This window comes from Arthrobacter sp. 179 (genome assembly GCF_052379645.1).
GTDB lineage: Bacteria > Actinomycetota > Actinomycetes > Actinomycetales > Micrococcaceae > Arthrobacter_H.
The window spans coordinates 60,864-84,840 of record NZ_JBQSYU010000002.1; the positions used below are offsets into that span (position 1 = coordinate 60,864).

At 68.2% G+C, this 23,977-nt stretch carries 21 protein-coding genes; 10 read left to right on the top strand and 11 right to left on the bottom strand.

Going from position 1 to position 23,977, the window contains the following annotated elements; all coding sequences use genetic code 11:
* Positions 1-75: 75 nt before the first annotated feature.
* The 3 genes from ACT3UE_RS01955 to ACT3UE_RS01965 form a co-directional block, all read right to left on the bottom strand.
* On the bottom strand, positions 76-1,494 hold the full coding sequence (locus ACT3UE_RS01955) for a class II fumarate hydratase (RefSeq protein WP_444566162.1): 1,419 nt from the start codon (positions 1,492-1,494) through the stop codon (positions 76-78).
* A 69-nt stretch (positions 1,495-1,563) separates the two neighbouring features.
* Complete coding sequence (locus ACT3UE_RS01960) at positions 1,564-2,202, bottom strand: carbonic anhydrase (RefSeq protein ID WP_444566163.1); 639 nt, start codon at positions 2,200-2,202, stop codon at positions 1,564-1,566.
* A 34-nt stretch (positions 2,203-2,236) separates the two neighbouring features.
* On the bottom strand, positions 2,237-2,842 hold the full coding sequence (locus ACT3UE_RS01965) for a DUF4245 domain-containing protein (protein WP_444566164.1): 606 nt from the start codon (positions 2,840-2,842) through the stop codon (positions 2,237-2,239).
* A gap of 79 nt (positions 2,843-2,921) precedes the next feature.
* On the opposite strand from ACT3UE_RS01965, the gene glpX reads away from it, so the two are divergent.
* Positions 2,922-3,998, top strand: coding sequence for a class II fructose-bisphosphatase (gene glpX, locus ACT3UE_RS01970; protein WP_444566239.1), 1,077 nt, complete (start codon positions 2,922-2,924; stop codon positions 3,996-3,998).
* Positions 3,999-4,046: 48 nt separating this feature from the next.
* On the opposite strand, the gene manA is transcribed toward glpX, so the two are convergent.
* The 4 genes from manA to ACT3UE_RS01990 form a co-directional block, all read right to left on the bottom strand.
* The gene (manA, locus tag ACT3UE_RS01975) at positions 4,047-5,306 is read right to left on the bottom strand and encodes a mannose-6-phosphate isomerase, class I (RefSeq protein WP_444566165.1); all 1,260 of its coding nucleotides are present in this window, start codon (positions 5,304-5,306) and stop codon (positions 4,047-4,049) included.
* 97 nt (positions 5,307-5,403) lie between these two features.
* Entirely contained in the window at positions 5,404-7,083 is a 1,680-nt protein-coding gene (locus ACT3UE_RS01980; RefSeq protein WP_444566166.1) for an LCP family protein, read from the bottom strand.
* Between the two features lie 3 nt (positions 7,084-7,086).
* Entirely contained in the window at positions 7,087-7,623 is a 537-nt protein-coding gene (gene purE / locus ACT3UE_RS01985) for a 5-(carboxyamino)imidazole ribonucleotide mutase (protein ID WP_444566167.1), read from the bottom strand.
* A complete protein-coding gene (locus tag ACT3UE_RS01990; protein ID WP_444566168.1) occupies positions 7,623-8,810 on the bottom strand; it encodes a 5-(carboxyamino)imidazole ribonucleotide synthase in 1,188 nt (395 codons plus the stop codon). Before ACT3UE_RS01990 ends, purE begins: the two co-directional genes overlap by 1 nt.
* 192 nt (positions 8,811-9,002) lie before the next feature.
* Here ACT3UE_RS01990 and ACT3UE_RS01995 point away from each other — a divergent pair, with 192 nt between their 5' ends.
* A complete protein-coding gene (locus tag ACT3UE_RS01995) occupies positions 9,003-9,548 on the top strand; it encodes a GtrA family protein (protein ID WP_444566169.1) in 546 nt (181 codons plus the stop codon).
* Between the two features lie 23 nt (positions 9,549-9,571).
* On the opposite strand, the gene ACT3UE_RS02000 is transcribed toward ACT3UE_RS01995, so the two are convergent.
* On the bottom strand, positions 9,572-10,330 hold the full coding sequence (locus ACT3UE_RS02000) for a TIGR03089 family protein (RefSeq protein ID WP_444566170.1): 759 nt from the start codon (positions 10,328-10,330) through the stop codon (positions 9,572-9,574).
* Between the two features lie 307 nt (positions 10,331-10,637).
* On the opposite strand from ACT3UE_RS02000, the gene ACT3UE_RS02005 reads away from it, so the two are divergent.
* The 3 genes from ACT3UE_RS02005 to ACT3UE_RS02015 are packed head-to-tail and all read left to right on the top strand — an operon-like array spanning position 10,638 to position 16,251.
* On the top strand, positions 10,638-11,186 hold the full coding sequence (locus ACT3UE_RS02005; protein ID WP_444566171.1) for a WhiB family transcriptional regulator: 549 nt from the start codon (positions 10,638-10,640) through the stop codon (positions 11,184-11,186).
* Entirely contained in the window at positions 11,186-14,656 is a 3,471-nt protein-coding gene (locus ACT3UE_RS02010; RefSeq protein WP_444566240.1) for a glycosyltransferase family 2 protein, read from the top strand. The genes ACT3UE_RS02005 and ACT3UE_RS02010 overlap by 1 nt, the downstream gene beginning before the upstream one ends.
* Positions 14,653-16,251 (top strand): DUF5719 family protein, encoded by a 1,599-nt coding sequence (locus tag ACT3UE_RS02015; RefSeq protein ID WP_444566172.1) that lies wholly within the window; start codon positions 14,653-14,655, stop codon positions 16,249-16,251. The genes ACT3UE_RS02010 and ACT3UE_RS02015 overlap by 4 nt, the downstream gene beginning before the upstream one ends.
* A 20-nt stretch (positions 16,252-16,271) precedes the next feature.
* On the opposite strand, the gene ACT3UE_RS02020 is transcribed toward ACT3UE_RS02015, so the two are convergent.
* On the bottom strand, positions 16,272-16,760 hold the full coding sequence (locus tag ACT3UE_RS02020) for a metallopeptidase family protein (protein ID WP_444566173.1): 489 nt from the start codon (positions 16,758-16,760) through the stop codon (positions 16,272-16,274).
* Positions 16,761-16,867: 107 nt separating this feature from the next.
* Here ACT3UE_RS02020 and ACT3UE_RS02025 point away from each other — a divergent pair, with 107 nt between their 5' ends.
* The 3 genes from ACT3UE_RS02025 to ahcY are packed head-to-tail and all read left to right on the top strand — an operon-like array spanning position 16,868 to position 18,995.
* Complete coding sequence (locus ACT3UE_RS02025) at positions 16,868-17,284, top strand: DUF3499 domain-containing protein (protein WP_444566174.1); 417 nt, start codon at positions 16,868-16,870, stop codon at positions 17,282-17,284.
* A gap of 17 nt (positions 17,285-17,301) precedes the next feature.
* Positions 17,302-17,505, top strand: coding sequence for a Trm112 family protein (locus ACT3UE_RS02030; RefSeq protein WP_444566175.1), 204 nt, complete (start codon positions 17,302-17,304; stop codon positions 17,503-17,505).
* A 2-nt stretch (positions 17,506-17,507) separates the two neighbouring features.
* Entirely contained in the window at positions 17,508-18,995 is a 1,488-nt protein-coding gene (ahcY, locus tag ACT3UE_RS02035) for an adenosylhomocysteinase (protein ID WP_444566176.1), read from the top strand.
* Between the two features lie 20 nt (positions 18,996-19,015).
* On the opposite strand, the gene ACT3UE_RS02040 is transcribed toward ahcY, so the two are convergent.
* Positions 19,016-19,816 (bottom strand): RDD family protein, encoded by an 801-nt coding sequence (locus tag ACT3UE_RS02040; protein ID WP_444566177.1) that lies wholly within the window; start codon positions 19,814-19,816, stop codon positions 19,016-19,018.
* A 113-nt stretch (positions 19,817-19,929) separates the two neighbouring features.
* Between ACT3UE_RS02040 and ACT3UE_RS02045 the strand changes: the two genes are divergently transcribed.
* Together ACT3UE_RS02045 and ACT3UE_RS02050 are read left to right on the top strand one after the other, a co-directional pair.
* Positions 19,930-20,922 (top strand): stage II sporulation protein M, encoded by a 993-nt coding sequence (locus ACT3UE_RS02045; protein WP_444566178.1) that lies wholly within the window; start codon positions 19,930-19,932, stop codon positions 20,920-20,922.
* Between the two features lie 33 nt (positions 20,923-20,955).
* Positions 20,956-22,260 carry a TIGR01906 family membrane protein gene (locus ACT3UE_RS02050; protein ID WP_444566179.1) on the top strand — a complete coding sequence of 435 codons (1,305 nt, stop codon included), beginning with the start codon at positions 20,956-20,958 and terminating at the stop codon, positions 22,258-22,260.
* Between the two features lie 88 nt (positions 22,261-22,348).
* Here ACT3UE_RS02050 and ACT3UE_RS02055 read toward each other — a convergent pair whose 3' ends face one another.
* Positions 22,349-23,962, bottom strand: a complete 1,614-nt coding sequence (locus ACT3UE_RS02055; RefSeq protein ID WP_444566180.1) for a dolichyl-phosphate-mannose--protein mannosyltransferase — start codon at positions 23,960-23,962, stop codon at positions 22,349-22,351.
* Positions 23,963-23,977: the final 15 nt, after the last annotated feature.

Sequence of the window (23,977 nt, forward strand, 5' to 3'; positions counted from 1 at the left end):
GGGCGGGGCACCGGAAACGAATGGAGGCCCTACCCCCAGCCGGGGTGGGCCTCCATCGAAGGGGCGGCGCTGGTCCTACTGGCCCGAAGGAGAGGTCATCGTGGTGACGTCCAGGGCGGTATCGAGCTGCTCTTCGGTGACTTCGCCTCGCTCGACGAAGCCCAGGGCGACCGTGGCCTCACGGACGGTCAGTCCTTCGGCAATGGCCTTCTTGGCGATCTTCGAGCCGTTCTCGTAGCCGATGAACTTATTCAACGGGGTGACGATGGACGGGGATGCTTCGGCCAGGAAACGGGCCCGCTCCACGTTGGCCGTGATGCCATCGACCATCTTGTCCGCCATGACGTTCGAGGTGTTGGTCAGCAGCCGAATCGATTCCAACAGGTTCGCTGCCATCACCGGAATCCCGACGTTGAGCTCGAAGGCCCCGTTGGTGGAGGACAAGGAGACCGTGGTGTCGTTGCCGATGACCTGGGCCGCCACCTGGATCGCGGCTTCGCTGATGACGGGGTTGACCTTGCCGGGCATGATCGAGGACCCTGGCTGCAGATCGGGGATCGCGATCTCGCCCAGACCGGTGTTGGGTCCCGATCCCATCCAACGCAGGTCGTTGTTGATCTTCATGATCGAGTAGGCGATGTTGCGCAGCTGTCCGGAGGCTTCGATGAGCCCATCGCGGTTGGCCTGGGCTTCGAAGTGGTTGCGTGCCTCCGTCAGGGGCAGGCCGGTGTCTTCGGCCAGCAGGGCAATGACCCGCTGGGGGAAGCCCGCCGGGGTGTTGATGCCGGTGCCGACGGCGGTTCCGCCCAGCGGGACCTCCGCCACGCGGGGCAGGCTGGCCTCGATCCGCTCGACGCCGTAGCGCATCTGGGCGGCGTAGCCGCCGAATTCCTGGCCCAGCGTGACCGGTGTGGCATCCATGAGGTGGGTGCGGCCGGACTTCACGACGTCGGCGAATTCCTCGGACTTGCGGGACAGGCTCTCGGCGAGGTGGCCCAGTGCCGGGACCAGGTCGTTGAGCAGGGCATCGGTGACGGCGACGTGGACCGAAGTGGGGAAGACGTCATTGGAGGACTGCGACGCGTTGACGTGGTCGTTCGGGTGGACACGTACCTGGCTGCCGGCGGCTTCGAGACCCCGGTTGGCCAGGGCGGCCAGGACCTCGTTGGTGTTCATGTTCGAGGAGGTCCCCGAACCGGTCTGGAAGACGTCGATGGGGAAATGCCCGTCGTAGTCGCCGGACGCCACATGCTCCGCGGCGTCGACGATGGCGCGGGCGATCTCGTCGTCGAGGACGCCAAGCTCCGCGTTGGCCAGGGCCGCCGCACGCTTCACCCGGGCCAAGGCCTGGATATGGCGACGTTCGAGCCGCTTGCCGGAGATCGGGAAGTTCTCCACGGCGCGCTGGGTCTGGGCGCTATAGAGGGCGTCGGCCGGGACGCGGACTTCGCCCATGGTGTCATGTTCAATACGGAATTCATCCTTGCTAGCCATGACATCACCATACGCCGCCCGGGAGCCCCAACAGGACCCGGGACGGCGTCATCCGGGACACACCGGGGGCTAGAGCTCGCCGAACCCGGTCACGATTTCCGCTTTGCCTTCTTCGAGGCGGTAGGTCACGCCGATCACGGCCGTCTCGCCGGCGTCGACCGCGTCGGAGATGAGCTTGGAGGATTCCACCAACCGATGCGTGGACTGCCTGACGTGCTCCTCGACGGTGGTGTTCACGTCGGTGACCCCGGCCCGCTGGGCGGTGATGACCGAAGGGGTGATGCGTTCGACGAGGTCACGGATGAATCCGGGCGGCATCTGGCCGGTCTCGAAGGCGTCCATCGTGGCCGTGACGGCGCCGCAGCTGTCGTGGCCGAGGACCACGATGAGCGGGACATCCAAGAGGGCGACGCTGTATTCAAGCGATCCCAGCACGGCATCGTCGGGCACGTGTCCGGCGGTCCGGACCACGAACACGTCACCCAGTCCGACATCGAAGATGATCTCGGCGGCCAGCCGGGAATCCGAGCAACCGAAGATCACGGCAAAGGGGTGCTGGGTGTTCACCAGAGCCGATCTGCGGGAGGAATCCTGGTTCGGGTGGTTGGTGGCTCCGGAGACGAACCGGGCGTTGCCTTCACGCAATTTGGTCCAGGCTTCGGCCGGGGTGAGGGGGGCGGATGCGGGCTCGAGAGATTCAGCAGACATGAAAAAAGAGTACACGCGCCACGGCGCGGATCCGCTACTTCTTCGAGCCGGACTGATCCTCCAGGACGGCCCGGGCGGCCTCCCGAAGCACCTCGTCCCCGGATTCGGAGCTGAGCATGAGGGTCGAACCGTGGGCCTTGCGAACCCAACTGACCTTGGCCGCCCTGGTGTAGGAATCCCAGGTGGTCCCGTCGACTTCCACGCTGCCGGATGCGGTGGCGTCCTCGCTCATCTTGGCGATCCAGCCGGGCGTGGCATCGGCCGTCTGCCGGACCCAGACGAAGCCGTCATCGCCGGTCACATAACCGACTTCCCAATAATCGATCTGGTCGGCACTGCCGGAAATCCACCGGGCGAAGTTCGGATACCAGCCCTCGGGCATCCGGGCGGCCACCGGGGTGAAATCGGCTGCCTGACCGGCCTCGGAAGCCACGGCGGTGACATTGACATCGGGTTTGAACTTATCGTCGTTGCCCGCCGGATTCAGCGCGATGACCGGGACCGCAACGGCAACCGTCAGCAGGACGGAGATGATCATGCCCTTCAACGATTGGTTGGCGCGCTTGGACTGGGCGGGCGTCAGGACCGGCGTCACCGGTGGTTCATCGGCCTCTGGGGGTGTCTGGGGTGCATCACTCACGCCCCCATTGTCCCCGATATTCCGACCGGAGGATGACGCGGTGTCGGTCATCACCACCCCATCCGCCGCTCCAGCGGATATGCTCGAAGGCGTTGCCCATGGCACCCACACCCACTCGACGACGAGGAACACCGTGACAGAAGCCACTAATTTTGCCCACCTGTCCCCCCGACTGTCCGTCGGCGATGCCGAACCGGACCGCAACCTGGCCCTGGAGCTGGTACGCGTCACGGAGGCTGCCGCGATCGCCGCCAGCCCCTGGGTCGGCTTCGGCGACAAGAACTCGGCGGACGGCGCAGCCGTCGACGCCATGCGTTCACTGCTGGCCACCGTGTCGGTCAGCGGCACCGTCGTCATCGGAGAAGGTGAGAAGGACGAAGCCCCGATGCTGTACAACGGCGAGGAGGTCGGGGACGGCACCGGTCCCGAGGTCGATGTCGCCGTCGATCCCATCGACGGCACGCGGCTGACGGCACTGGGGATCAATAACTCGGTCGCCGTGTTGGCGATGGCCGAACGCGGCTCCATGTTCGACCCTTCGGCCGTGTTCTACATGGAGAAGCTGGTCACCGGTCCGGAGGCGGCCGAACTGGTGGACCTGCGTCTGCCGGTGAAGCAGAACCTCTATCTGATCGCCAAGGCCAAGAACAAGCCGATCAACCAGATCACCGTCTGCGTGCTGGACCGCGAACGTCACACCCGGCTGGTCCAGGAGATCCGCGATGCCGGGGCCCGGACGAAGTTCATCATGGACGGCGATGTCGCCGGCGCCATCTCGGCCACCCGCGAGGGCTCGGGCGTCGACGCATTGATGGGCATCGGCGGGACCCCCGAGGGCATCGTCACCGCGTGCGCCATCCGTTCGTTGGGCGGGGTCATCCAAGGTCGCCTGTGGCCCACCGATGACGAGGAGAAGCAGAAGGCCATCGACGCCGGCCACGACCTGGATCGGGTGCTGTCCACCCATGATTTGGTGACCAGCGACAACTGCTATTTCGCGATGTCGGCCATCACCGACGGCGATCTGCTGACCGGGGTGCGTTATAAGAACGACAAGATCTTCACGCACTCGATCGTCATGCGTTCGAAGTCCGGGACGATCCGTACCGTCGAAGGTGAGCACCAGTCACGGAAGTGGGAGCCCTACACCCGCTAGCACCCGGGTCGGGGACCAGCCACCCCGCCAGGCCCGGGGCCTGGCGGGTCAGCGGGTCGACCCGGTGGTCACGGCGAACGCCACCGCCGGTCCCTGGCCGAGACGCTTGGCGACCACGGGGGCCTCGGCGGCGGGGATGAACGCCGACTGGCCGCGGGCCAGTTCCAGGTTGCCCCGGGGCGAATCCAACAGCAGGTCACCGGAAACACAGATGATCGCCACCGGACCGTTCTGGGCCACCGCGACGTCGTCCCCGGCCAGCAGGGCGTCGCCGGGCAAGGCAATGCGCTGGAGCTGGAATTCGTCGAACGGCGGCCGGTAGATCTCCTGGCCCAACAGGTTCTCGGCGGCCTCCAGATGGGGTACGCCCAAGCTGTGGAAGTCCACGGTGTCCATCAGTTCGGGCAGGTCGATGTGTTTGCCGGTCAGCCCGCCGCGCAGCACGTTGTCCGAACTGGCCATGACCTCCACCCCCAGCCCCCGCAGATAGGCATGGATGTTCCCAGCGGGCAGGTAGATGGCCTGGCCGGGTTCCAGGGTGAGGTGGTTGAGCATCAACGACACCAGGACCCCCGGGTCCCCGGGGTGGAAGCCGTTCAACGTTTCCAGCTCCGCCAGCCCGGGGTCGTGGACCTGATGACGGCCGGAGGCAACGGCCGCGCTGGCGAGCCCGACCAGACGGGCCACGTCCTCGCCTCCGGAGAGCAGCTGGGTGAAGGCCCCCCGCAGATCCCCCTGACCCAGGGTGGTGGCGGTCCGGCGTGCCACCGCCTGGGCGCTGCCGTCCGCGTCGGGGAGTTCGGGGTCCGCGTCGATGGTGTCGGCGAGCCAGGTGAAGAGTGCCGCCGATTCTCCGGCGGGACGGAAACCGCATAAGGCCGAGAAAGCGGTGAGGGCGAACAGGAGTTCGGGCTTGTGGTTGTCGTCCTTGTAGTTGCGGTGTGACGCGGAACGATCGACGCCGGCTTCCTGCTCCGCCGCGAAACCGGCCCGGGCCTGGTCCAGGGTGGGGTGGACCTGCAGGGACAATGGTTTCTCCGCGGCGAGGATCTTCGCCAGGAACGGCAGCCGGCCAAAGCGGGTGGCCGTCTCCTCTCCGAGGAACAGGACAGGATCGGTGGCGACCAGCTCATCGAGCGGGGTGGTCCCTTCGAGATCCGGATGGCTGGCCGCCGAGGGGGAGTCGGGGTGTGCTCCGATCCACATTTCTGCTTCGGGACCCCCCGTGGCCCGGGTGCCGATGAGTTCGGCGATGGCCGTGGTGGATCCCCACGGGTAGTCCCTGACGGTATTGCTCAGGCGGTACATTCGGCTCCTTGGCAGCTGGGTCGATACGGGGCGCTACCCCCAATCTAGGCCAGTGCGCGGATTCCCAGGGGCAACCGGGGTACGACGGCGGTGCCGATCACGGCGCGCTGCACTCGTTGTTGTTGGCCGCGATCTCCGAGATGAGGGTCCGCTGCCCGTTGATCTCGAGTTGGACCAGGTACTTCTCGGTGATGGGGGAGCCATCCGGTTGCGTGGAGGGCACCGCTTCCGGATCGGTGCTTCCCTCGATGGCTTCCGGAACCGCCGATTCGGCATCGGTGGCCGGCTTCGTGGGCCCGGTGGAGGAGGACTTGGCGTCCCCGGAGTCGGATTGATCGGCCTGGGACGATTTCGCGGCCGACTTCTTCTTCGCCGCGGCAGCAGACTTCTTCGCCGCAGCGGACCGGGCGCCGGCATCGGTGGCTTCCTCCAGCAGCCCGTCGACCCGGGAATGGATCTCGCTGTAGACGGGGAAGGTGGAGAACCGGTCGGCGGTGGTGCCGAAGTCCGGGGCCCCGAGGGTGAGGCGTTTGAAGGGCGTCTTGCCTGCCTTGTTTGCCAGATTGAGGAAGCTGCCGAGTTGGGACTGCGGGATATCGGTTTCGAGCAGGTCCTCGCCGGCGGCCATGATGTCGGTGAACCGGGTCAACACCGTGGAGGGTTTGAACTGGTTGATCATCGCCTGCTGCAGGCACTGCTGACGGCGGATGCGGTGGTAATCGGTGGTGAAATCACGGGAGCGGGCAAACCAAAGGGCCTGCTTGCCGGTGAAGTCCTTCATCCCGGGGGAGAACCAGTGGGTGTTGACAAGCGTTCCCGGCCACTTCTTGGCGTTGTAGGGGACCCACCCCCCGGATTCCACGGTGACCCCTCCCATGGCGTCGATGAAGGAGGAGAACCCGTCCATGTCGATCAGCACATAGGCCTGGACGTCGATGCCGGTGATGCCGGTGGCCGCATCCATCATCGCTTCGGCTCCGGGGTTCTCCTTCCCCGGATACAGATCGGCATGATCGGCCTCGACCGTGGGGTAGAGGGCATTGATGATGCACTCGTCCCCGCAATCGAAACCGTTGGGGTAGACGTCGTGGAGCGGGGAGTCCTTCGGGAACGGCGCGTTCTGCAGGTTCCGTGGAATGGAGATCATCGCGGTCCGACCGGATTTGGCGTCGATGCTCACCACGGCCATCGAATCGGGGCGCAGCCCGGTGCGCCCTGCCCCGGCGTCACCACCCATCAACAGGATGTTGTAGCGGCCGTCGACCGCATCCATGGACGGCCCCGAGGCGAAGACGTTCTGGATCGTGTCACGGCCGGTGTTCAACAGGAAGGCCCCGTAGCCCAGGACGCCGCCGGTGAGGAGCATCAGCACCACCGTGGACGCGGCGACGACCCCGCGCATCGCCGGGGTCAGCAACCGGGGCCGGATGATCTGCAGGGTGTTGATGAACATCAGGATCCACCCGGCCGCCAACAGCACCAGGACGATGACCAGGACCAGCTGGACGGCCGGTTTGGCCAGCACCTGGATGACGATTCCGCGGTTGACCAGGGCGACCACCAGGGCGATGACGATCAGGGCCCAGCAGGTCAGGGTCACCGTCAGGGCCCGGCGTCCCAGCGTCCGGTTGCCGGCCACAGCCTGCGCCCCACCGGGGATGAAAACGGTCAGCGCCAGCAGGAAGAAGGCCCGCTTGGTCCGGACGGGCGCGGAGGCATGGTCGGGGTCCCGCACCGGATTCCCGGCCGCGGGGCGTCGTGGCGTCTGTCGGGTCATGGGTCAGGAACCGAGGCCCATCTCGTCTCTCACGCGCAGGCGGAGACGATCGCCCTTGGCGGAGGCCTGCTGACGCAGTTCATCCGCGAAATCGACGAGCCGGGACCGCAGGTCGCCGGCCAGCTCGTCGGTGCCGCTGGCGAGGGTCCGCACGGCCAGGAGCCCGGCATTGTGGGCCCCGCCGATGGAGACGGTGGCCACCGGGACCCCGGCAGGCATCTGCACGATGGACAGCAGTGAGTCCATGCCATCGAGGGTCTTGAGCGGGACGGGCACCCCGATCACCGGCAGCGGGGTGACGGAAGCGAGCATGCCCGGCAGATGGGCGGCACCGCCGGCTCCGGCGATGATGACGCGCAGACCGCGGGCGTCGGCCGTCTTGCCGTAGTCGATCATCTCGTCGGGCATGCGGTGGGCCGAGACGACGTCGGCTTCGAAGGGGATGCCGAATTCCTTGAGGGCTTCGGCGGCCAGACGCATCACGGGCCAGTCGGAGTCGGACCCCATGACGACGCCGACGAGGGGCTTCACGGTGTTCATCAGGGTCGGGCTCCTTCGGTCGGTGTCGTGGACGGGGCACCGTCGCTGATGATGCCTGCCACCTGCGTCGCCGCGCGGCGGACGTCGTCGACCTGCTGGCCGGGGGTCCCGACGAGGTTGACGTGGCCGATCTTACGGCCGGGACGCACTGACTTGCCGTAGGCATGGATCTTGACGCGCGGTTGGGCGGCCAGCGCGGCGGGGAAGGCCGAGTAGAGATCCTGGTTCGCTCCGCCCAGGAAATTCTTCATCACGGTCACCTCACCCAGGGCGCTGGTGTCGCCCAAGGGCAGATCCAGCACGGCGCGCAGATGCTGCTCGAACTGGCTGGTCACCGATCCGTTCATCGTCCAGTGGCCGGTGTTGTGGGGGCGCATCGCCAATTCGTTGATGACGAATCCGGGGCCGCGGCCGGGGGTTTCGAAGAGTTCGGCCGCCATCACGCCGGTGACGCCGAAGGCCTCGGCAAGACCCAGGGCTGCGGTCCGGGCTGCTTCCGCCGTGGCCGGGTCCAGCCCGGGGGCGGGGGCGATGACCTCATCGCAGACCCCGTCGACCTGGATCGTGTGCACCACGGGCCAGCCACGGGCCTCACCGGAGGCCGTGCGGGCGACGAGGGCGGAGAGCTCACGGCTGAACTCGACCTTCTCCTCGGCCAGCAACCCGGTCCCGGCCTCGAACCAATCGGCGCAGCGGGACGCCGCGGCGGCATCGTCGAGCATCCGCACTCCCTTGCCGTCGTATCCGCCGCGGGGGGTCTTCAACACCACCGGCCATCCGGTGGATTCGCCGAAGGCGACCAGCTCGTCGATCGAATCCACCCGGGCCCAGACCGGGTTCGGCAGTCCGAGCTTTTCGACGGCGGCACGCATCACGAGCTTATCCTGGGCATGGATCAGTGCTTCCGGACGGGGCTGGACATCGACGCCCGCGTCGATCAGGGCCCTGAGGTGTTCGTTGGGGACATGCTCGTGGTCGAAAGTGATCACGTCGACGTCGGCGGCGAACTCCCGCAGCGTGGCCAGATCCCGGTAGTCCCCGACCGGGGCCTGGGCCACGGCAGCGACTGCCGAGACATCGGGTCCTTCGGCCAGGACCCGCAGGTCAAAGCCGAGGTTCGTTGCTTCAGGGGCCATCATTCGGGCGAGCTGGCCGCCACCGACCACGCCAATCACAGGAAAATTCACTTCTTCAGGGTACCGAACCGGGGCCGATCCTCCGGTTGCGACGGGGCCGGTGGCTCGGGTTTATGCGGAAACTTCCGGCACCAGCCGATAGAATGGGGCACTGGCCGCGTCACGGACGCAGTGGACCGGCTCCTGCTGGGGCCCCGGATCCCGGGGTTTTTTGCCCGCACCGAACACCGTCTGTGGAGGAACATGCTCAACGAGTTGGCGAAGAAATGCCAAGGACTTTTCACCATGTTGTGGCGCGAGGTCATGAAGTTCGGCGTCGTCGGCGGTGTGGCGTTCATCATTGATACCTCGATCTTCGTGTGGATGATGAACGGGCCCATGCACGGCTCGGAGGTCAAGGCCAAGATCGTGGCCGGGATCGTGGCCACCATGTTCTCCTGGGTGGCCAACCGCTACTGGACGTTCAGGCATCGCCGGCAGGCCTCCGTGGTGCGTGAACTGCTGATGTTCATCCTCATGAACGGGATCGGCCTGTTCATTGCCGCGGCCTGTGTCTGGGTCACCAAGTACTGGATCGGCCTGACCGATTCGACGAGCCTGTTCATTGCCGGATCGGTGGTCGGTCTCGTGCTGGGCACGATCTTCCGTTTCTTTGCCTACCGTTTCTGGGTCTTCACCGAGGAACTGGAGAACGAGCCGGGGTTCATCCACGACCGCGATCTGGTCGGCCACCCCGACAGCGCGGGCCTTCCGCCCGAAGAAGGCGACTCCGACCCCACGACGCGTTAGCCGCAGGGTCGGGACGGGGCCCTTCAGAGCCGGTGGCTGACCCGCTCGTCGTCGAGGATGCGCGGGGTCGCGGTGGCCCCGGGACCGAGCAGCACCAGCGGGGAATCACCCCGCCACTGGGACACCGCGGCCCGCAGGGTCGTGGCGAGGTCGGTGACCGGCCCGAGCAGGGCCGTACCGTGGGCCGGGGGAAGGGCAAAGAGCCCGGCATAGTCAAGATCCGCTTGGTCATCCCCGCTGGTCAGCGCCGGCGCGTCCCCGGGGACCGGATCGGCCAGGTAGTAGTCACCGAAGCCGCGGACCTCCGCCACGTAGTCCATGCACCCCGACGGGACGCCGCCCGGGAAGGACAGGGCCAGGGACTCCAGCCCGACGGCCACCACCTCCGCGGCGGGGAAGGCCTCGGTGGCCGTGGCCGGGTCCCCGGTGACCACGAGGTCGAAGGTCCCCGCCATCCCGTCCCGGTCCGCGATCCGGTGCAGCGGGCTCCCTGCGTCGGGGGCGGTGGTGACGAGTTCGGCACCGGTGGACCAGACGGCGAACCCGAGGGCCAACGACTTCCAATGGGTCGGAAGATCGATCAGCACCCGGGTGCCCGGACCGGCGTCGAACTCCTCGGCCAGGAGGTTGGCCGATTTCGAGACCCAGTTGTCGAAGACGTGCCCGCTCAGTTCCACGCGTTCACCGGGATCGCCGTACCAGGTCAGCAACGGGGAGGCGGAGTCCCGGTGCCGTGAGAGCAGTCGGTTTGTAAAATCTAACGAATCGGTATCGGTGGTCATGGACTCAATCCTCTCAAACCTGTGAAAACCCTGATAATCCGGGGAACCCTCGGACACGCCCATCGGTATACTCATATATCGGGCGTGTTGCGACATGGATCGGACGGCTTCCATCTATAGAATCACCGCCTCCACTTGACGTCGCTGAGTTACACCATTGTAATTAGTAGGGCAGCAGCTTTTTCCAGACAGCGGACTAAGCCGCGGCCGCATACATGACCGGAGGACGGACGGACGGTTACCGTTCGCCAGGTCGGGTACGCGGACGGTGCACGAGAGACAGCCAACCAGCGGAAGGGCGCACATCATGGGGAACGCAGAGCGCATTTACGATCCCAGCCAAGCCGAACAGGCGTCGAAGAGGTACGGCTCCCGTGGAGTCCCCGCAGACTGGTTCCTGGACCCCGCGGACGATGCGGCGGCAGAGAACTACCGGGCCGCCGGGCTGGACCTGGATGACCAGGCCACGGCCTTCCTGGCGGCCCACGAGTCCGACGTCGAGACCCCCGAGGCGCTGCTGGCACCGGTCCGTGAACTTCCGGTGGAGCGCCCCGCCCAGAGCGCCCCCGCCGAAGTGGACCCGCAGCAGCAGTTGTGGCTCGGCATGCCGGGATACCCCGGCGCGGAGGACGAAGGCGAACTCGGATGGCAGACCGAAGCCCTCTGCGCCCAGACCGATCCCGAAGCCTTCTTCCCCGAAAAGGGCGGGTCGACCCGTGACGCGAAGAAGGTCTGCGGGGCCTGCAACGTCCGCTCCGAATGCCTGGAGTACGCGCTGTCCAACGACGAGCGCTTCGGCATCTGGGGCGGTCTGTCCGAGCGCGAGCGCCGCCGGCTGAGGAAGCGAGCGGTCTGATTCATTCGCAAGTACGCGTCACGGCCGTCGTCGTTGCCCACGATGGGGAGAGCTTCCTTCCGGCAACCCTCGAAGCGCTCACGAACCAGAGCCGGCCGGTCGATCATTTCATCGGCGTCGACGCAGGATCCCAGGATGATTCCGCCCGCTTCCTGACCGACGCGTTGCCTGCCGGCACCCCGCTGGTGAAGGCCCGGGCGAGGGGATTCGGCGCCTCCGTGCGCGCGGGCGTGACCGGTGAGGATGCGCTCCCGCGCCGGGCAGGGGATCCGACGACCACGGGCAACCTGCCCGCGGTCGACGCCGACATCCAGGATTGGATCTGGTTGATCCATGACGACTCGGCCCCCGACCGCGGTGCCCTGGAGGCGCTGCTCGAAGCCGTGGAGACCTCTCCGGCGGTGACCATCGCAGGGTGCAAGCAGTTGAACCGCGATCAGCCCCGTCAGCTGCTGGACGTCGGTCTGGGGGTCAGCCGGTGGGGCGAACGCCTGACCATGATCGATGTCGATGAACTCGACCAGGGACAATACGACTCCCGTTCCGACCGCTTCGCCGTGAATTCGGCAGGACTGCTGGTGCGTCGCGACATCTGGGAGGAACTGGGCGGTTTCGACCCCGCACTGCCCGGGCTCGGCGACGACCTGGACCTGTGCTGGCGCAACCGGCTGGCCGGTCACCGCGTCGTGGTCGTCCCGAACGCCAAGATGTTCCACGCCCCCGACAAGGTCCGGTCCATCGCCGGCCCGTTGGCCGCCCGTCGGGCCGAAGTGTTCCTGCGGCTCAAGCATGCCCCTGCCTGGAAGGTCCCCTTCGTCGCCATCGGCGCGGTCCTCGGTTCCCTCCTGCGGCTACTGATGTCCCTGCTGGCCAAGGACCCGGCCTTCGGCTTCGGCCAGCTCAGCAGCACGTTGTCCGCCGTGTTCTCTCCGGTGGCCCTGCGGGGTTCACGCCGTGGGGCACGACGGACCCGCAAGGTCTCCCGGTCGCTGGTCCGCCCGTTGATGGTCCCGCGGCGCGAGGTGTGGGCCCATCGACGCAACCTGCTCCAGGCCGCCGGCAGCGCCACGGTCTTCGGTGACGGGTCGGGGGTTGCCGCCGAGGCATCCAACCCCTCGGGCGACAGTTCCGACGATTTCGCGGCATTGGCCGCCCCGCCCCGCACGGGTTCCTGGGTCGGTGCGGCGCTGGCGGTGCTGGGCACCGCCGTCGTCTCCCTGCTGGGGCTGCGGGCCCTCTTCGGCACCGGGGCGTTGGCTGGCGGGTCGATGCTGCCCGTCAGCCGGAGCCTGTCCGGTATCTGGGCCCACGCCACCGGGTGGTGGCAGGATCTGGGAACCGGGATGCCCGGCCACGGGGATCCCTTCGGCTTCGTGCTCTGGCTGCTCTCACTGCTCGGGTTCGGCACCCCCAACGCCGCCATCGTCGTGGTGTATCTGTTGGCGATGCCGCTGGCGGCACTCTTCGCCTGGCTGGCCCTGGGATCGGTGACGGCCAGCCGGGCCGCCCGGCTGCTCGGGGCCCTGGTCTGGGCCCTGGCCCCGGCCCTGCAGGTCGCCCTCGGTTCGGGGCGGGCCGGCGCCATCGTCGTGCACGTGCTGCTGCCGTTGGCCGGGCTCGGGGTGATCCGTGCCGTCGGGGCCGGACGCCCGCGCACTGAACAGCACGCGGTTCCCGCGGTGGAGGATCCGCCCTCGAAATCGGGGTTGCACGGGGTCCCGTCGTGGACTGCTGCCGCCGGGGCCGCCCTGGCCCTGGCCGCGGTCACCGCCGCCTCCCCGACCCTGCTTCCGCTGGCCGTGGTGCTCGTGGTGGTCCTGGCCATCCCGTTGGGCCGCCGGGCCCGGACCCTCTGGTGGGTTCCCGTGCCGTCGCTGGTCTTGGCGCTGGGAAGCATCCCGGCGGCACTGCAGAACCCCCGGGTGCTGCTGGCCGACCCGGGAGTCGTCCAGCCCTTCGACGCCGCGGAGCTGTGGCAACAGGTCCTGGGCTTCCCGGTGGCCTTCGACCCGGCGGCCGGCGTCCAGGGATTCGGCTGGGCCGCGCACCTGCTGCCCGGGCCGTGGGCGTTCATCGCCGCCCTGCTGGTGGGCGTGCCACTGTTGCTGCTGGCCATCGTCGGTCTGCTGCGCCGCGGGCGACGCGGAGCGATCATCCGGACCGCCTGGGTGGCCGGAATGGCGGCCCTGGCGACCGGATACGCCGTGCAGGCCCTCCCCTTCAGCATCACGGCCGGCCATGCGGTCACCCCCTTCACCGGTCCCTTCGTCTCGGTCTTCATGCTCGGTGTCGTCCTGGCCGGCGCGGGCGGCCTGGACTGGATGCGCAGCGTCCGGCTCCACCAGACCTCGCGGCTGCGCGTCATCGCCGGCCCGGCCCTGGCCGCCGGCGTGGTGCTGGTCCTGGCCTCGGCCACGGTGGCCACCACCGTCTGGCTGGCCCCGCGGACCGTCGGCTCCGAGGCCACCAGCGACCCCGCCACCACCTCGGATCTGGGGCTGGGACAGTCGGTGGTGCCCGTGGCGGCCCGTACGCTGCCCGCCACGGCCGCCGACCGGGGGAAGTCCCCGTTGCAGGAGCGCACCCTCGTCCTGGCCCCCGAAGGCGACGAAGGGGCCATGAGCGCCACGTTGATGAGCGGATCAGGCATGAGCCTGGACCAGCTCTCCGCGGTCTCCTCCAGTGCGCGGCTCACCGGAAGCCTCACCGATCCGCAGGCGGCCCCCGACGACGATTCCGCCCGGACCCTACGCTCCACCGTGGCCGGCCTGGCCTCCGGGCAGGCCATCGACCCGCGACCGGAGCTGGCCCGATTCGGGGTCAGCTTCGTGGTGTTGCAGGCGCCCGAAGGGGTGTCCACGCTGGCCGGACGCCTTGATGGTGTCCCGGGGCTGGCCCCCGTGGGCTACACCGACGCAGGCTGGCTGTGGCGGGTGAGCCCGGACGCCGAACTGGAGGACTCCGGGAACCCCAACGAATTCACCGCCCGGGTGAGGCTGCTCGACGCCGATGGCACGACCACCGGCCTCATCGGCTCCGAGGGGGCCCGCGTGCAGGGCCACCAGCTGCCCAACGGGCCGAAGGGGCGCACCGTCGTCCTGGCCGAACGGGCCGATCCGGGGTGGCAGGCCACCTACGACGGCAAGGCCCTCGAAGCCACCACCGACGAGTGGGCCCAGGCCTTCGAGCTGCCCAGCGGTGCCGGGGAACTATCCATCGGCTATTCGGCCCCCTGGTCGGTGCCCTTGGGGATCCTGCTGGCCATCGTCTTCGCAGGGACCGTGCTGCTGGTCATCCCGATCCCTGCCAGCCGACGGTTCGCCACCCGCCGGGTGGAGGAATTCAGGGCCACCGGCAGTGCCGAATCGGTGCGGGACATCGATGAAGCCGACGGGGAACACCTGCAGGACGAAGACGACGGCGATGCCCTTCAGTCCGCCACGCCGACCACCGAGGAGCATGACCAATGACCCGGAACCGGATCCCGCGCCGCGGACGTGCCGCAGCCGCCTCGCTCGGGGCCGTCCTGCTGGTGGCCACCGGCGGCGGCATTGCCGCAGGCTCGCTCAACGGCCCGCTGTCGGCGCCCGACGTCGGGGCCGTTCCCCGGGTCTCGGTGCCCGCGGGCGACTATGTGGGCCAATGCCCCGCGACGGCCCGGTTGCTTGATGGGGCGGCCGGAGAGGGGACGGATCCTGCCTTCGCCCCTGCCTCGGATTCGGAAAAGACGACGATCCGCTCCACGGTCCTGTCCGATGCCGCCGAACGCGTCCCCGGCGCCGAGGTGGAGAAGCTCGACGGGTCCACGGTGGAGACCTTGTCCAAGGAACTCCCGGAGGACGAGGCCGAGGAGGACAAATCCACCGGCGATGACGGCTTCACCGGCCGCAAGGCCAAAACGTCCTCCGGGGTGAGCGAACCGTCGACGGTGAACCTGCGGGTCCAACCCCTGGGCGGCCAGCAGTCCACCGCCGGGGCCGTCCGCAGCTACCTCGCCGACGACGGCGACCTGGCCGGGATGGCCGCAGCGACCTGCCAGGTCCCAGCGAACGAACAGTGGCTGACCGGCGCCTCGACCACGGTCGGCAGCACCGCGCTGTTGACCCTGGCCAACCCCTCGGCCTCCCCGTCCACCGTCGACCTGGACCTGTACGGGTCCAAGGGGCATATCGAGGCAGGCAATGCCCGCGGGATCGTGATCGCCCCGGGGGAGTCGACGTCGATCGTCCTGGGCGGGATGGCCTCCGGAGAGAAATCGCTGTCGGTCAAGGCCACCTCCACCGGTGCCCCGGTCAGCGCGGTCATCCAACAGAGCACCTTGCGCGGGTTGACTCCCGGGGGCGTGGACTTCATCGAGCCCGCGGCCGCCCCCGATGAACACCAGGTCGTGCCCGGGATCCTCATCCAGGACGCCAAGACGCAAAAGGACATCACCGCGCAGAAGGGGTACGACGACGCCGTGCCGACCCTGGACCTGACCGTCCCCGGGACGGGGGAGCAACACGTGAAGGTCCGGCTGGTGGGCCGGGACGGACCGGTGGACCTTCCCAGCGACGGCCAATACACCGCCGAAGCCGGGGCGACCACCAGTGTGCCCCTGACCGGGGTGGAGGCCGGGAACTACACGGCGATCGTGGACTCCGAGGAACCGGTGGCCGCCTCCGTGCGGATGACCCGCGGGACGAAGGCGAAGAAACGGACCGACGCGGCCTGGGCCGGGGCGGCCCATCGGCTCGGTGGCGAACATCTGGCGGTCGTGCCGAAGGGGGCCGATTCCCGTTTCATCTTCCTGGCCAGGGACGGGGCCGGGAGCATCGACCTGCGGCCGGTCACCTCCGACGGCAAGGTCGGCAAGGCGGTCACCGTGGAGGTGGACCAGGGAAAAAGCGTCGAACGCACGGTCGATTCCCTGGGCAAGGACGTGGTCGCGGTGACCCTCAGTGCCAGTGGGGACCCCGTCTACGGAAGCCTGATGGCCACCCGCGGGAAAACCGATGTGTCGGTTCTGCCGTTGCCGCCGGCCACCCGGGGAGCCACGGACATCGGCGTGGATCTGCGCTACTGAACAGGCCCCTCGGCGACGGGCTAGAAGCCGCCCTCCCAGGGGTGGTAGTCGGGGTCGATCTCCTCGGGCTCGCGCAGCAGGAGCTCGGCAACGAGTTCGACGACCGCCAGATGGACGACTTCGGGCAGCAGCAGGGGGGAATCGGCCAGCTCCTCCACGGGGCGGCGGTAGACGACCACGCGGGCGAGGCGACGCGGGGTGGCCCCCCACGTCCGGCCCAACGGGACCCGGCGTCCGGAGGCCTGGGAGTAGTCCAGCGAGGTGCTGCGCGGCATCAGCTCGATGGTGAATTCCATCGAGGCGATCGGTTGGCCCCACAGTAGTTCGAGGCGTTCGGCGGACTCGGTGACCAGATCCTCGAAACGGTCGGCGCGGGTGCGTGAGCCGGGCAACCCCGGGTGCATCAGGTTCCCGCGCAGTCCGCGTCCGTGGCGGTTCCGGCGGCGCTCCTCAAAGGACCTGCGGGTCGCCCCGGGCCCTTCGAACCGCACCCTGAAACCTTGCGCCATGACACCGAGCCTACCGAAGATCCCCGGTGCCGTCGGCGGGAACCGTTTCCCGCCATGCCTGTCTGCTTGGGGCCCGGGGCGCGACACGGCAGGTAAGCTGTTTTCTCGTGGGATCCCTTCGACTTTGTTCACGCTCCGCCTGCGGCCGCTCGGCCCTGGCCACCTTGACGTTTGTGTACGCCGATTCCACCGCCGTCCTCGGGCCGTTGGCCACCTATCCCGAACCCCACTGCTACGACCTCTGCAGCGAGCACGCCCATCGGCTGACCGTCCCGCGCGGCTGGCAGGTCCTGCGGCTGGAATTGCCCGATGCCCCCCGACTGGCCGCCGATGAACTCTCCGCCCTGGCCGACGCCGTCTCCGAACCGCGCCGTCCCGCCCCGGAGGAGGGACACTCCACCGTGGAGCGCGGTTCAGGCGTGACGAACCCGTCCTCGGCGCGTACCGCCCCGACTCCCATGGACCCTCCCGACGATACGGATGGCGGACGGGGTCCGCTGCGCATACTGCGCGAACCACGCTAAAGCCATAAGCTGGGCCCATGGCCCACATCACGCCCCAGCTGCTCGAGATCCTGCGTTGCCCGGTCACCGGCTCGACGCTCACCCAGGACGGCGACGCATTGGTTGCCTCCGGCGAGGATGACCGGGGCAGCACCCCGCGGTACCGCTTGCACGAAGGAATCCCCATCATGCTGGGCCCCACCCCGGCCGAAGACGCCGGCAAGACCGCGGGGGCGGAGTAGCCGTGGGCTTTGACTACCGGATCGCCGATATCTCCCTGCACGAGGCCGGCCGCCACCAGATTCGGCTCGCCGAACATGAGATGCCCGGGCTGATGGCGCTGCGGGCCGAATACGCCGGCTCCCAACCTCTGGCCGGGGCCCGCATTGCCGGGTCACTGCATATGACCGTCCAGACCGCGGTCCTCATCGAGACGTTGACGGCCCTGGGGGCCCGGGTCCGGTGGGCCTCCTGCAATATCTTCTCCACCCAGGACGAGGCCGCAGCAGCCGTCGTCGTGGGGTCCGGGAGTGCCGCAGACCCCCGGGGGGTGCCGGTTTTCGCCTGGAAGAACGAATCCCTGCAGGATTACTGGTGGACCGCCGAACAGATTCTTTCCTGGCCGGGCGCCGACACCGACCCCGGGGCCGGACCGAACCTGATCCTGGACGACGGCGGGGACGCCACCATGCTGGTCCACCAGGGGGTCGCCTTCGAGGCCGCCGGAGCGGTTCGAACGGCGACCACCGCCGACAGCGAGGAGTCCACGATCGTGCTGGATCTGCTGCGCCGTTCCCTGGCGCAGGACCCCGGCCGGTTCACCCGCATCGCGGCGGGCATCCTGGGGGTCACCGAGGAGACGACCACCGGGGTGCACCGGCTGTACCAGCTCGCCGACGCCGGACAGCTGCTCTTCCCGGCCATCAACGTCAACGATTCGGTCACCAAATCCAAATTCGACAACAGGTACGGCATCCGCCATTCCCTGCCCGACGGCATCAACCGGGCCACCGACGTGCTCATCGGGGGCAAGGTGGCCGTGGTCTGCGGGTACGGCGACGTGGGCAAGGGGGCGGCGGAGGCGCTGCGCGGCCAGGGGGCGCGGGTCATCGTCACCGAGATCGACCCGATCTGCGCCCTGCAGGCGGCCATGGACGGCTATCAGGTCGCCCGGCTTGAATCGGTCATCGACCAGGGCGATATCTTCATCACCACCACCGGCGGGACCGGAATCATCCGGGCCGAAGACATGGCGGCCATGAAGGATAAAGCCATCGTGGGCAACGTGGGACACTTCGACGACGAAATCGACATGGCCGGGCTCGCCGCGGTGCCCGGCATCGAGAAGGTCGAGATCAAGCCGCAGGTCCACGAATGGGTCTTCGAGCCCGGCACCGCCCGGGCCCATTCGATCATCGTGCTCTCCGAGGGACGACTATTGAATCTGGGCAACGCCACCGGACACCCCAGCTTCGTGATGTCCAACTCCTTCGCCAACCAGACGATCGGGCAGATCGAACTCTTCTCCCGGCAGCGCAGTGCCGCCGGGGCCGGCACGGGGGCCGCCTACGACACACGGGTCCACGTGCTGCCGAAGATCCTCGATGAGAAGGTCGCCCGGCTCCACCTGAAGGCGCTGGGCATCGAACTGACCGCACTCAGGGACGAACAGGCCGACTATCTGGGGTTGGATCCGGCCGGGCCCTATAAGCCCGAGCACTACCGCTACTGACGGTCCCGTCCCGGCGGTCGTCAGCTGCCGAAGGGCAACCGGTGGATGCGCTCGCGGACCGTCCGTTGGCGTTCCGCCACCGCGGTCAGGCGCCGGTGATCGCGGTCGCGCCGTTCGGCGACCACTGCCGCCAGGAACTGTTCCGGGGGACAGCCGGCCGGTGGGGCGGGGGAGACGTGGGGTTGCAGGTCCGAGGCCAGCGTGGCGGCGACCTGTTCCCGGGAGGCGGGGGCCATGGACGGGGCCTGGCGGATGAAGCGGGCGATGCGTACCGCCAACGGGTCCGGAATCCGGCCCACATCGGCCAGTTCGGCCCAGGGACGCAACTGCTGGGGCACGGGAAGCACCAGCGGGGCCACGGGCTTGCGGCGTTCACGCATCGAATAGGTGCCCGCGAGCATGTCTCCCAGGCGTTTGCCGCGTTCATTGGCGAAGGAGACCAGCAGGGCCAGCGAACCGAAGAGGGCCAGGATCTCCAACAGGGCCAGCATCGCCCGGATGAAGGCATGGCGGAAGCGGATCGACCCGCCGTCGTCCCGCACGATGCGCAGTCCCATGACCAGCCGCCCCAGCGACTTCCCGCGGGTCAGGGTCTCCACGAGCACCGGAACAGCCACCATCCAGAGCACGACGACGAGGATGACCACCGCCTGGATGGCCGCGCCGTCGAACCCGGAAGCGAGCTTCTCAAGCAGGACCAGCGACGCCACCAGGCCGATTACGTAGACGAGGTAGTCGATGCAGCAGCCCACGGCACGCAGCACGAAGCTGGCGGGCCGTAGTTGGAGGACGACTGCCTCGCCGGTGATGATCGTGCTCACGGTATCCCTCCATCGAGGCTGGGTGATCGGACGCCCGACCGGCCCCGGGGTCGACCCGGCGCAACGCGGCCGTCATCCCAATCTAGCCGACACCCCCACGTTAGGCTGGGATCGTGGATCTTGATGCCTTCGTCGCCGTTCATCGCCACGAGTGGGACCGCCTTGACGTCCTGTCTTCCCGGCGTCGGCTGACCGGGGCCGAATCCGATGAATTCCTGGGGTTGTACGAACGCGTGTCGACCCATTTGTCGATGGTTGGATCGATCGAACCCGATGCCGTGGTCTCCGCCGACCTCTCCGCGAGGATCTCCCGGGCCCGGACGCGCTTCACCGGGGCCAGGACCCCCGTCCTGGAGGAGATCGCCACGTTCTTCGTCTACACGCTGCCGGTGGCCTTCTACCGGATCCGGGTGCTCACCGTGGTGGTGGGGTTGGTCTTCGTGGCCATTGCCTTCGCTGCCGGGCTCTGGGCCGCCAACACCCCCGGAGTGCTCAAGGCCATGGGCTCCGATGCCGATCTGCAGCAATACGTGCACCACGATTTCGTGGACTACTACTCGGAGAATCCGGCGGCCTCCTTCGCCGGGGCGGTATGGACGAACAACGCCCTGATCGCCGGGATGTGCGTGGCCTTCGGGATCTCGGGGTTGTATGTGCCCTACGTGCTCTACCAGAACGCCATCTCCGTGGGGATGGCCGGCGGCCTGATGTCCTCGTTGGGCGAGCTGGACACCTTCTTCCTCTACATCCTGCCGCACGGGTTCATGGAGCTCACGGCGATCTTCGTCGCCGGGGCCGCCGGGTTGCGGATCTTCTGGGCCTGGGTGGCCCCCGGGCCCCGGACCCGGATCGGTTCCCTGGCGGTGGAGGGCAGGTCGCTGATGACGGTGGCCCTGGGCCTGGTCCTGGTGCTCTTCGTCTCCGGGCTGGTCGAAGGATTTGTCACCCCCAGCGGGTGGCCGCATGCGGTGCGCCTGGGCATCGGCCTGCTGGTCCTGGCCGGGTACTGGACCTACACGCTGGTCCTGGGCCGGCGGGCCGTTCGCGCGGGATTCACCGGAGATCTGGGAAAATACGACGCCGGGGCCACCGCGGCCGTCGCCTAACGACTTTTCATGCCAACAGGGAAGGACACATCGATGGAGAACAAGAACGCCGTGCCGGAAGGACCCGACTCCGGGGACCTGGACAGCGACCGGCCGGTGCCGGCAGCACACGACCCGGAGGTTCCCGAGTTCCTCAAGGGGCCGGACCCCGAGGAGCCGATGTCCGAGACCGACGGGACCGGGGCCTCCGGACCCGAGGCCGGGGAGAACGGTGCCCCGCCGACCCCGGAGGCGGCCGGAGCAGAGGAGCCGCAGCAGAAGCAGGCCGGGATGGCTCCCGACGCCTGGGAATCCGAGTTCGCCGCCGCGGCCGGACAGGACCCCGCCTCCTCGACCGACGACGGGCAGGTCGACACGGACGACTCCCGCACCCGGGCCCTGCCGGCCTGGCAGCAGGAGGATTCCTCCCAGACCCGGTCGATGCCGCGTGCGGAACAGGACGGCGCCATCGGCTCCGCCGTGGTGGCCGAACCGATCGTCGGGCGCGAAGCCGAACCCGACGGTGAAACCGTGCGTGCCGATTCGGTGGCCGCGGCCAAACGACAGGAACCCGTTCCCGGGGATCCTGCCGCCGAAACCGACCGCGAGGCCCGGCGCCGCCAGCATGCCCGTGACTCCGCCCTGACGGCCAAACCGATGTTCGCGCGGATCGTGCAGACCTTCCTGGCCATTGCGTTCCCGTTCATCGTGGTCATCGGGGCCATCCGCATGGTCGCCAGCTCCTGGTTCCTCTGGTTGGACTACCACCGTCCCGGCTTCCCCGCCGACGGCTACGGCTTCAGCCAGGCCGACCGGCTGACCTACGGCAACTACGGGGTGGACTACATCAACAACTCCGCCCCCTCCGCCTACCTGGGCAACCTCGTGGACGGCAACGGGGACCCGCTGTTCTTAGCCAACGAGGTCTCGCATATGGCGGATGTGAAGTCCATCGTGGGGATCACCTATGCCGCCGGGATCGTCCTGACGGTGCTGGCCATCCTGGTCTGCCTGTACCTGTGGCGTCGCTATGCGGGAGGGATCCGCCGGGCGTTCTTCGCCGGTGCGGTGATCACCCTGGTCGTGATGATCGCGCTGACGGTGTTGGCGGTCCTGAATTTCGGCACGTTCTTCACCGACTTCCACGAGCTGTTCTTCGCCCAGGGCAACTGGACCTTCCACGCCAACGACACCCTGATCCGGCTGTATCCCGAACAGTTCTGGATGGATGCCGGCATCGTGATCGCCGGGCTGGTGCTGATCACCTCACTGGTGTTCCTGATCACCAACTGGCCCTCACGCACGCGCCGTGAACGGGCCCGTCAGCGCCAGACGGACCGGGAGATGGGCCTGCTCTGAACCAGGGGCCACCCACGCCAGCGGGCCGCTGCCCCGGGGATGTCCCCGGGGCAGCGGCCCGCAGTGTTTCCGGTGGTGGTGGGGAGCCTCAGCCCCAGCTGGGCATCCACAACCGCAACCGCCAGGCCTCGTAGGGGATCGTCTGACCGGTCCAGACCGGCCAGAAGAAGGCGGAGACCAGGACCACCAGGGCCAGGAAGGTGGTGACCCCGATGAGCCCGATCCGCCGTCGCGCCACGGAGGCGCCCACCCCACCCAGGGCCAGGGCGAGCACGAAGGTCAACGACAGGATCATGAACGGTTCGAAGGTGATCGTGTAGAAGAAGAACATGGTGCGCTGTGAATACAGGAACCACGGTCCCAGGCCGGCGAGCATACCGGCCAGGATGGCCCCGGTCCGCCAATCGCGCCGGCCCGCCCAGAACAGCAGAACGACCAGCAGCGAGAGCGTTGCCGCCCACCACAGCACCGGATTGGGCAGATCGGTGACCACCGAGGCACAGGAGCCCACCGGGCAGCCGGGGTCCCCGGCGTCCGACCCGTTGTAGTGGAACAATACGGGCCGCCCGGCGAACAGCCAGGTCCACGGCCCCGATTCCCAGGCATGCGGGGAACTGAGCCCCTGGTGGAACTCGTAGGCGCTGCGGTGGTACTCCCAGAGCGAGCGGAGCGGGGCCGGAAGCCATCCCACCCCCTCACCGGGATGATCCGCCGCCCAGCTGCGGTCGTAGCCGCCGCTGGTGATGAACCACCCGGCCCAGGTCGAGACGTAGGTCGCCAGGGTCAGCGGGATGATGAGGAAGAAGGCCGGGATGCCGTCGCGGAGGATCCCCGCGCTGAACCAGCGGCGGATCCCCACGGTCCGGCGCGCCTGCATGTCCCACAACACGCTCAGCAGGCAGAAGACCGCGATGAAGGAAAGCATCGACCATTTCACGCCCAGGCCGCCGCCGAGCAGCACGGCGAAGACCAGACGCCAGGGACGCCAGGCCATCCACGGGCCATGCTCGAGGAAGGCCCGCGGGGGCACCCCGGTCAGCGGGTCCACCGCGGCGGAGACCTTCCTGGCCAGGATCCTTCGCCCGTGGGAGCGGTCCAGCAGCAGGGCGTAGAAGGCGGCGACGATGAAGAACATCTGGAAGATGTCCAACAGCGAGGTCCGCGACAGGACCAACTGGTGGCCATCGACGGCGCTCAACCCCCCGGCGACGGCGCCGAGGGTGACCGAGTTGAACAGTCGCTGGGCAATGAGGGTGACCAGCAGGACGGCCAGGGTGCCCACGACGGCGGCGGAGAAACGCCATCCCAGCCCGCGATCGGTGCCGAACAAGAGCATCCCCACGGCGATCATCCATTTACCCAGGGGCGGGTGGACCACGTATTCGGGGCTGTCCAGCGGGGCGGGGTCGCCGTCCAGGAACGCCGGGTTCGGGTCGTCGGGCCACTCCATCTCATGCCCGTGGGAGATCAGCGTGAACGCGTCCTTGACGTAATACGTCTCGTCGAAGGTGAGGGCATGGGGCTGATCCAGATTCACCAGACGCATCAAGGCGGCGATGATCGTGATGACCAGCGGGACCATCCAGGTCAAACGGGTCGCCGGGGCGATGACCCCCTGCAACCGCTCCGTCAGGGCCCGGTAGGTGAAGGCGGACCGCGGGGTCTGGATCCAGACGGGGCGGGACGTTTTCAGGGCGCTCACGCGACAACTCTACCG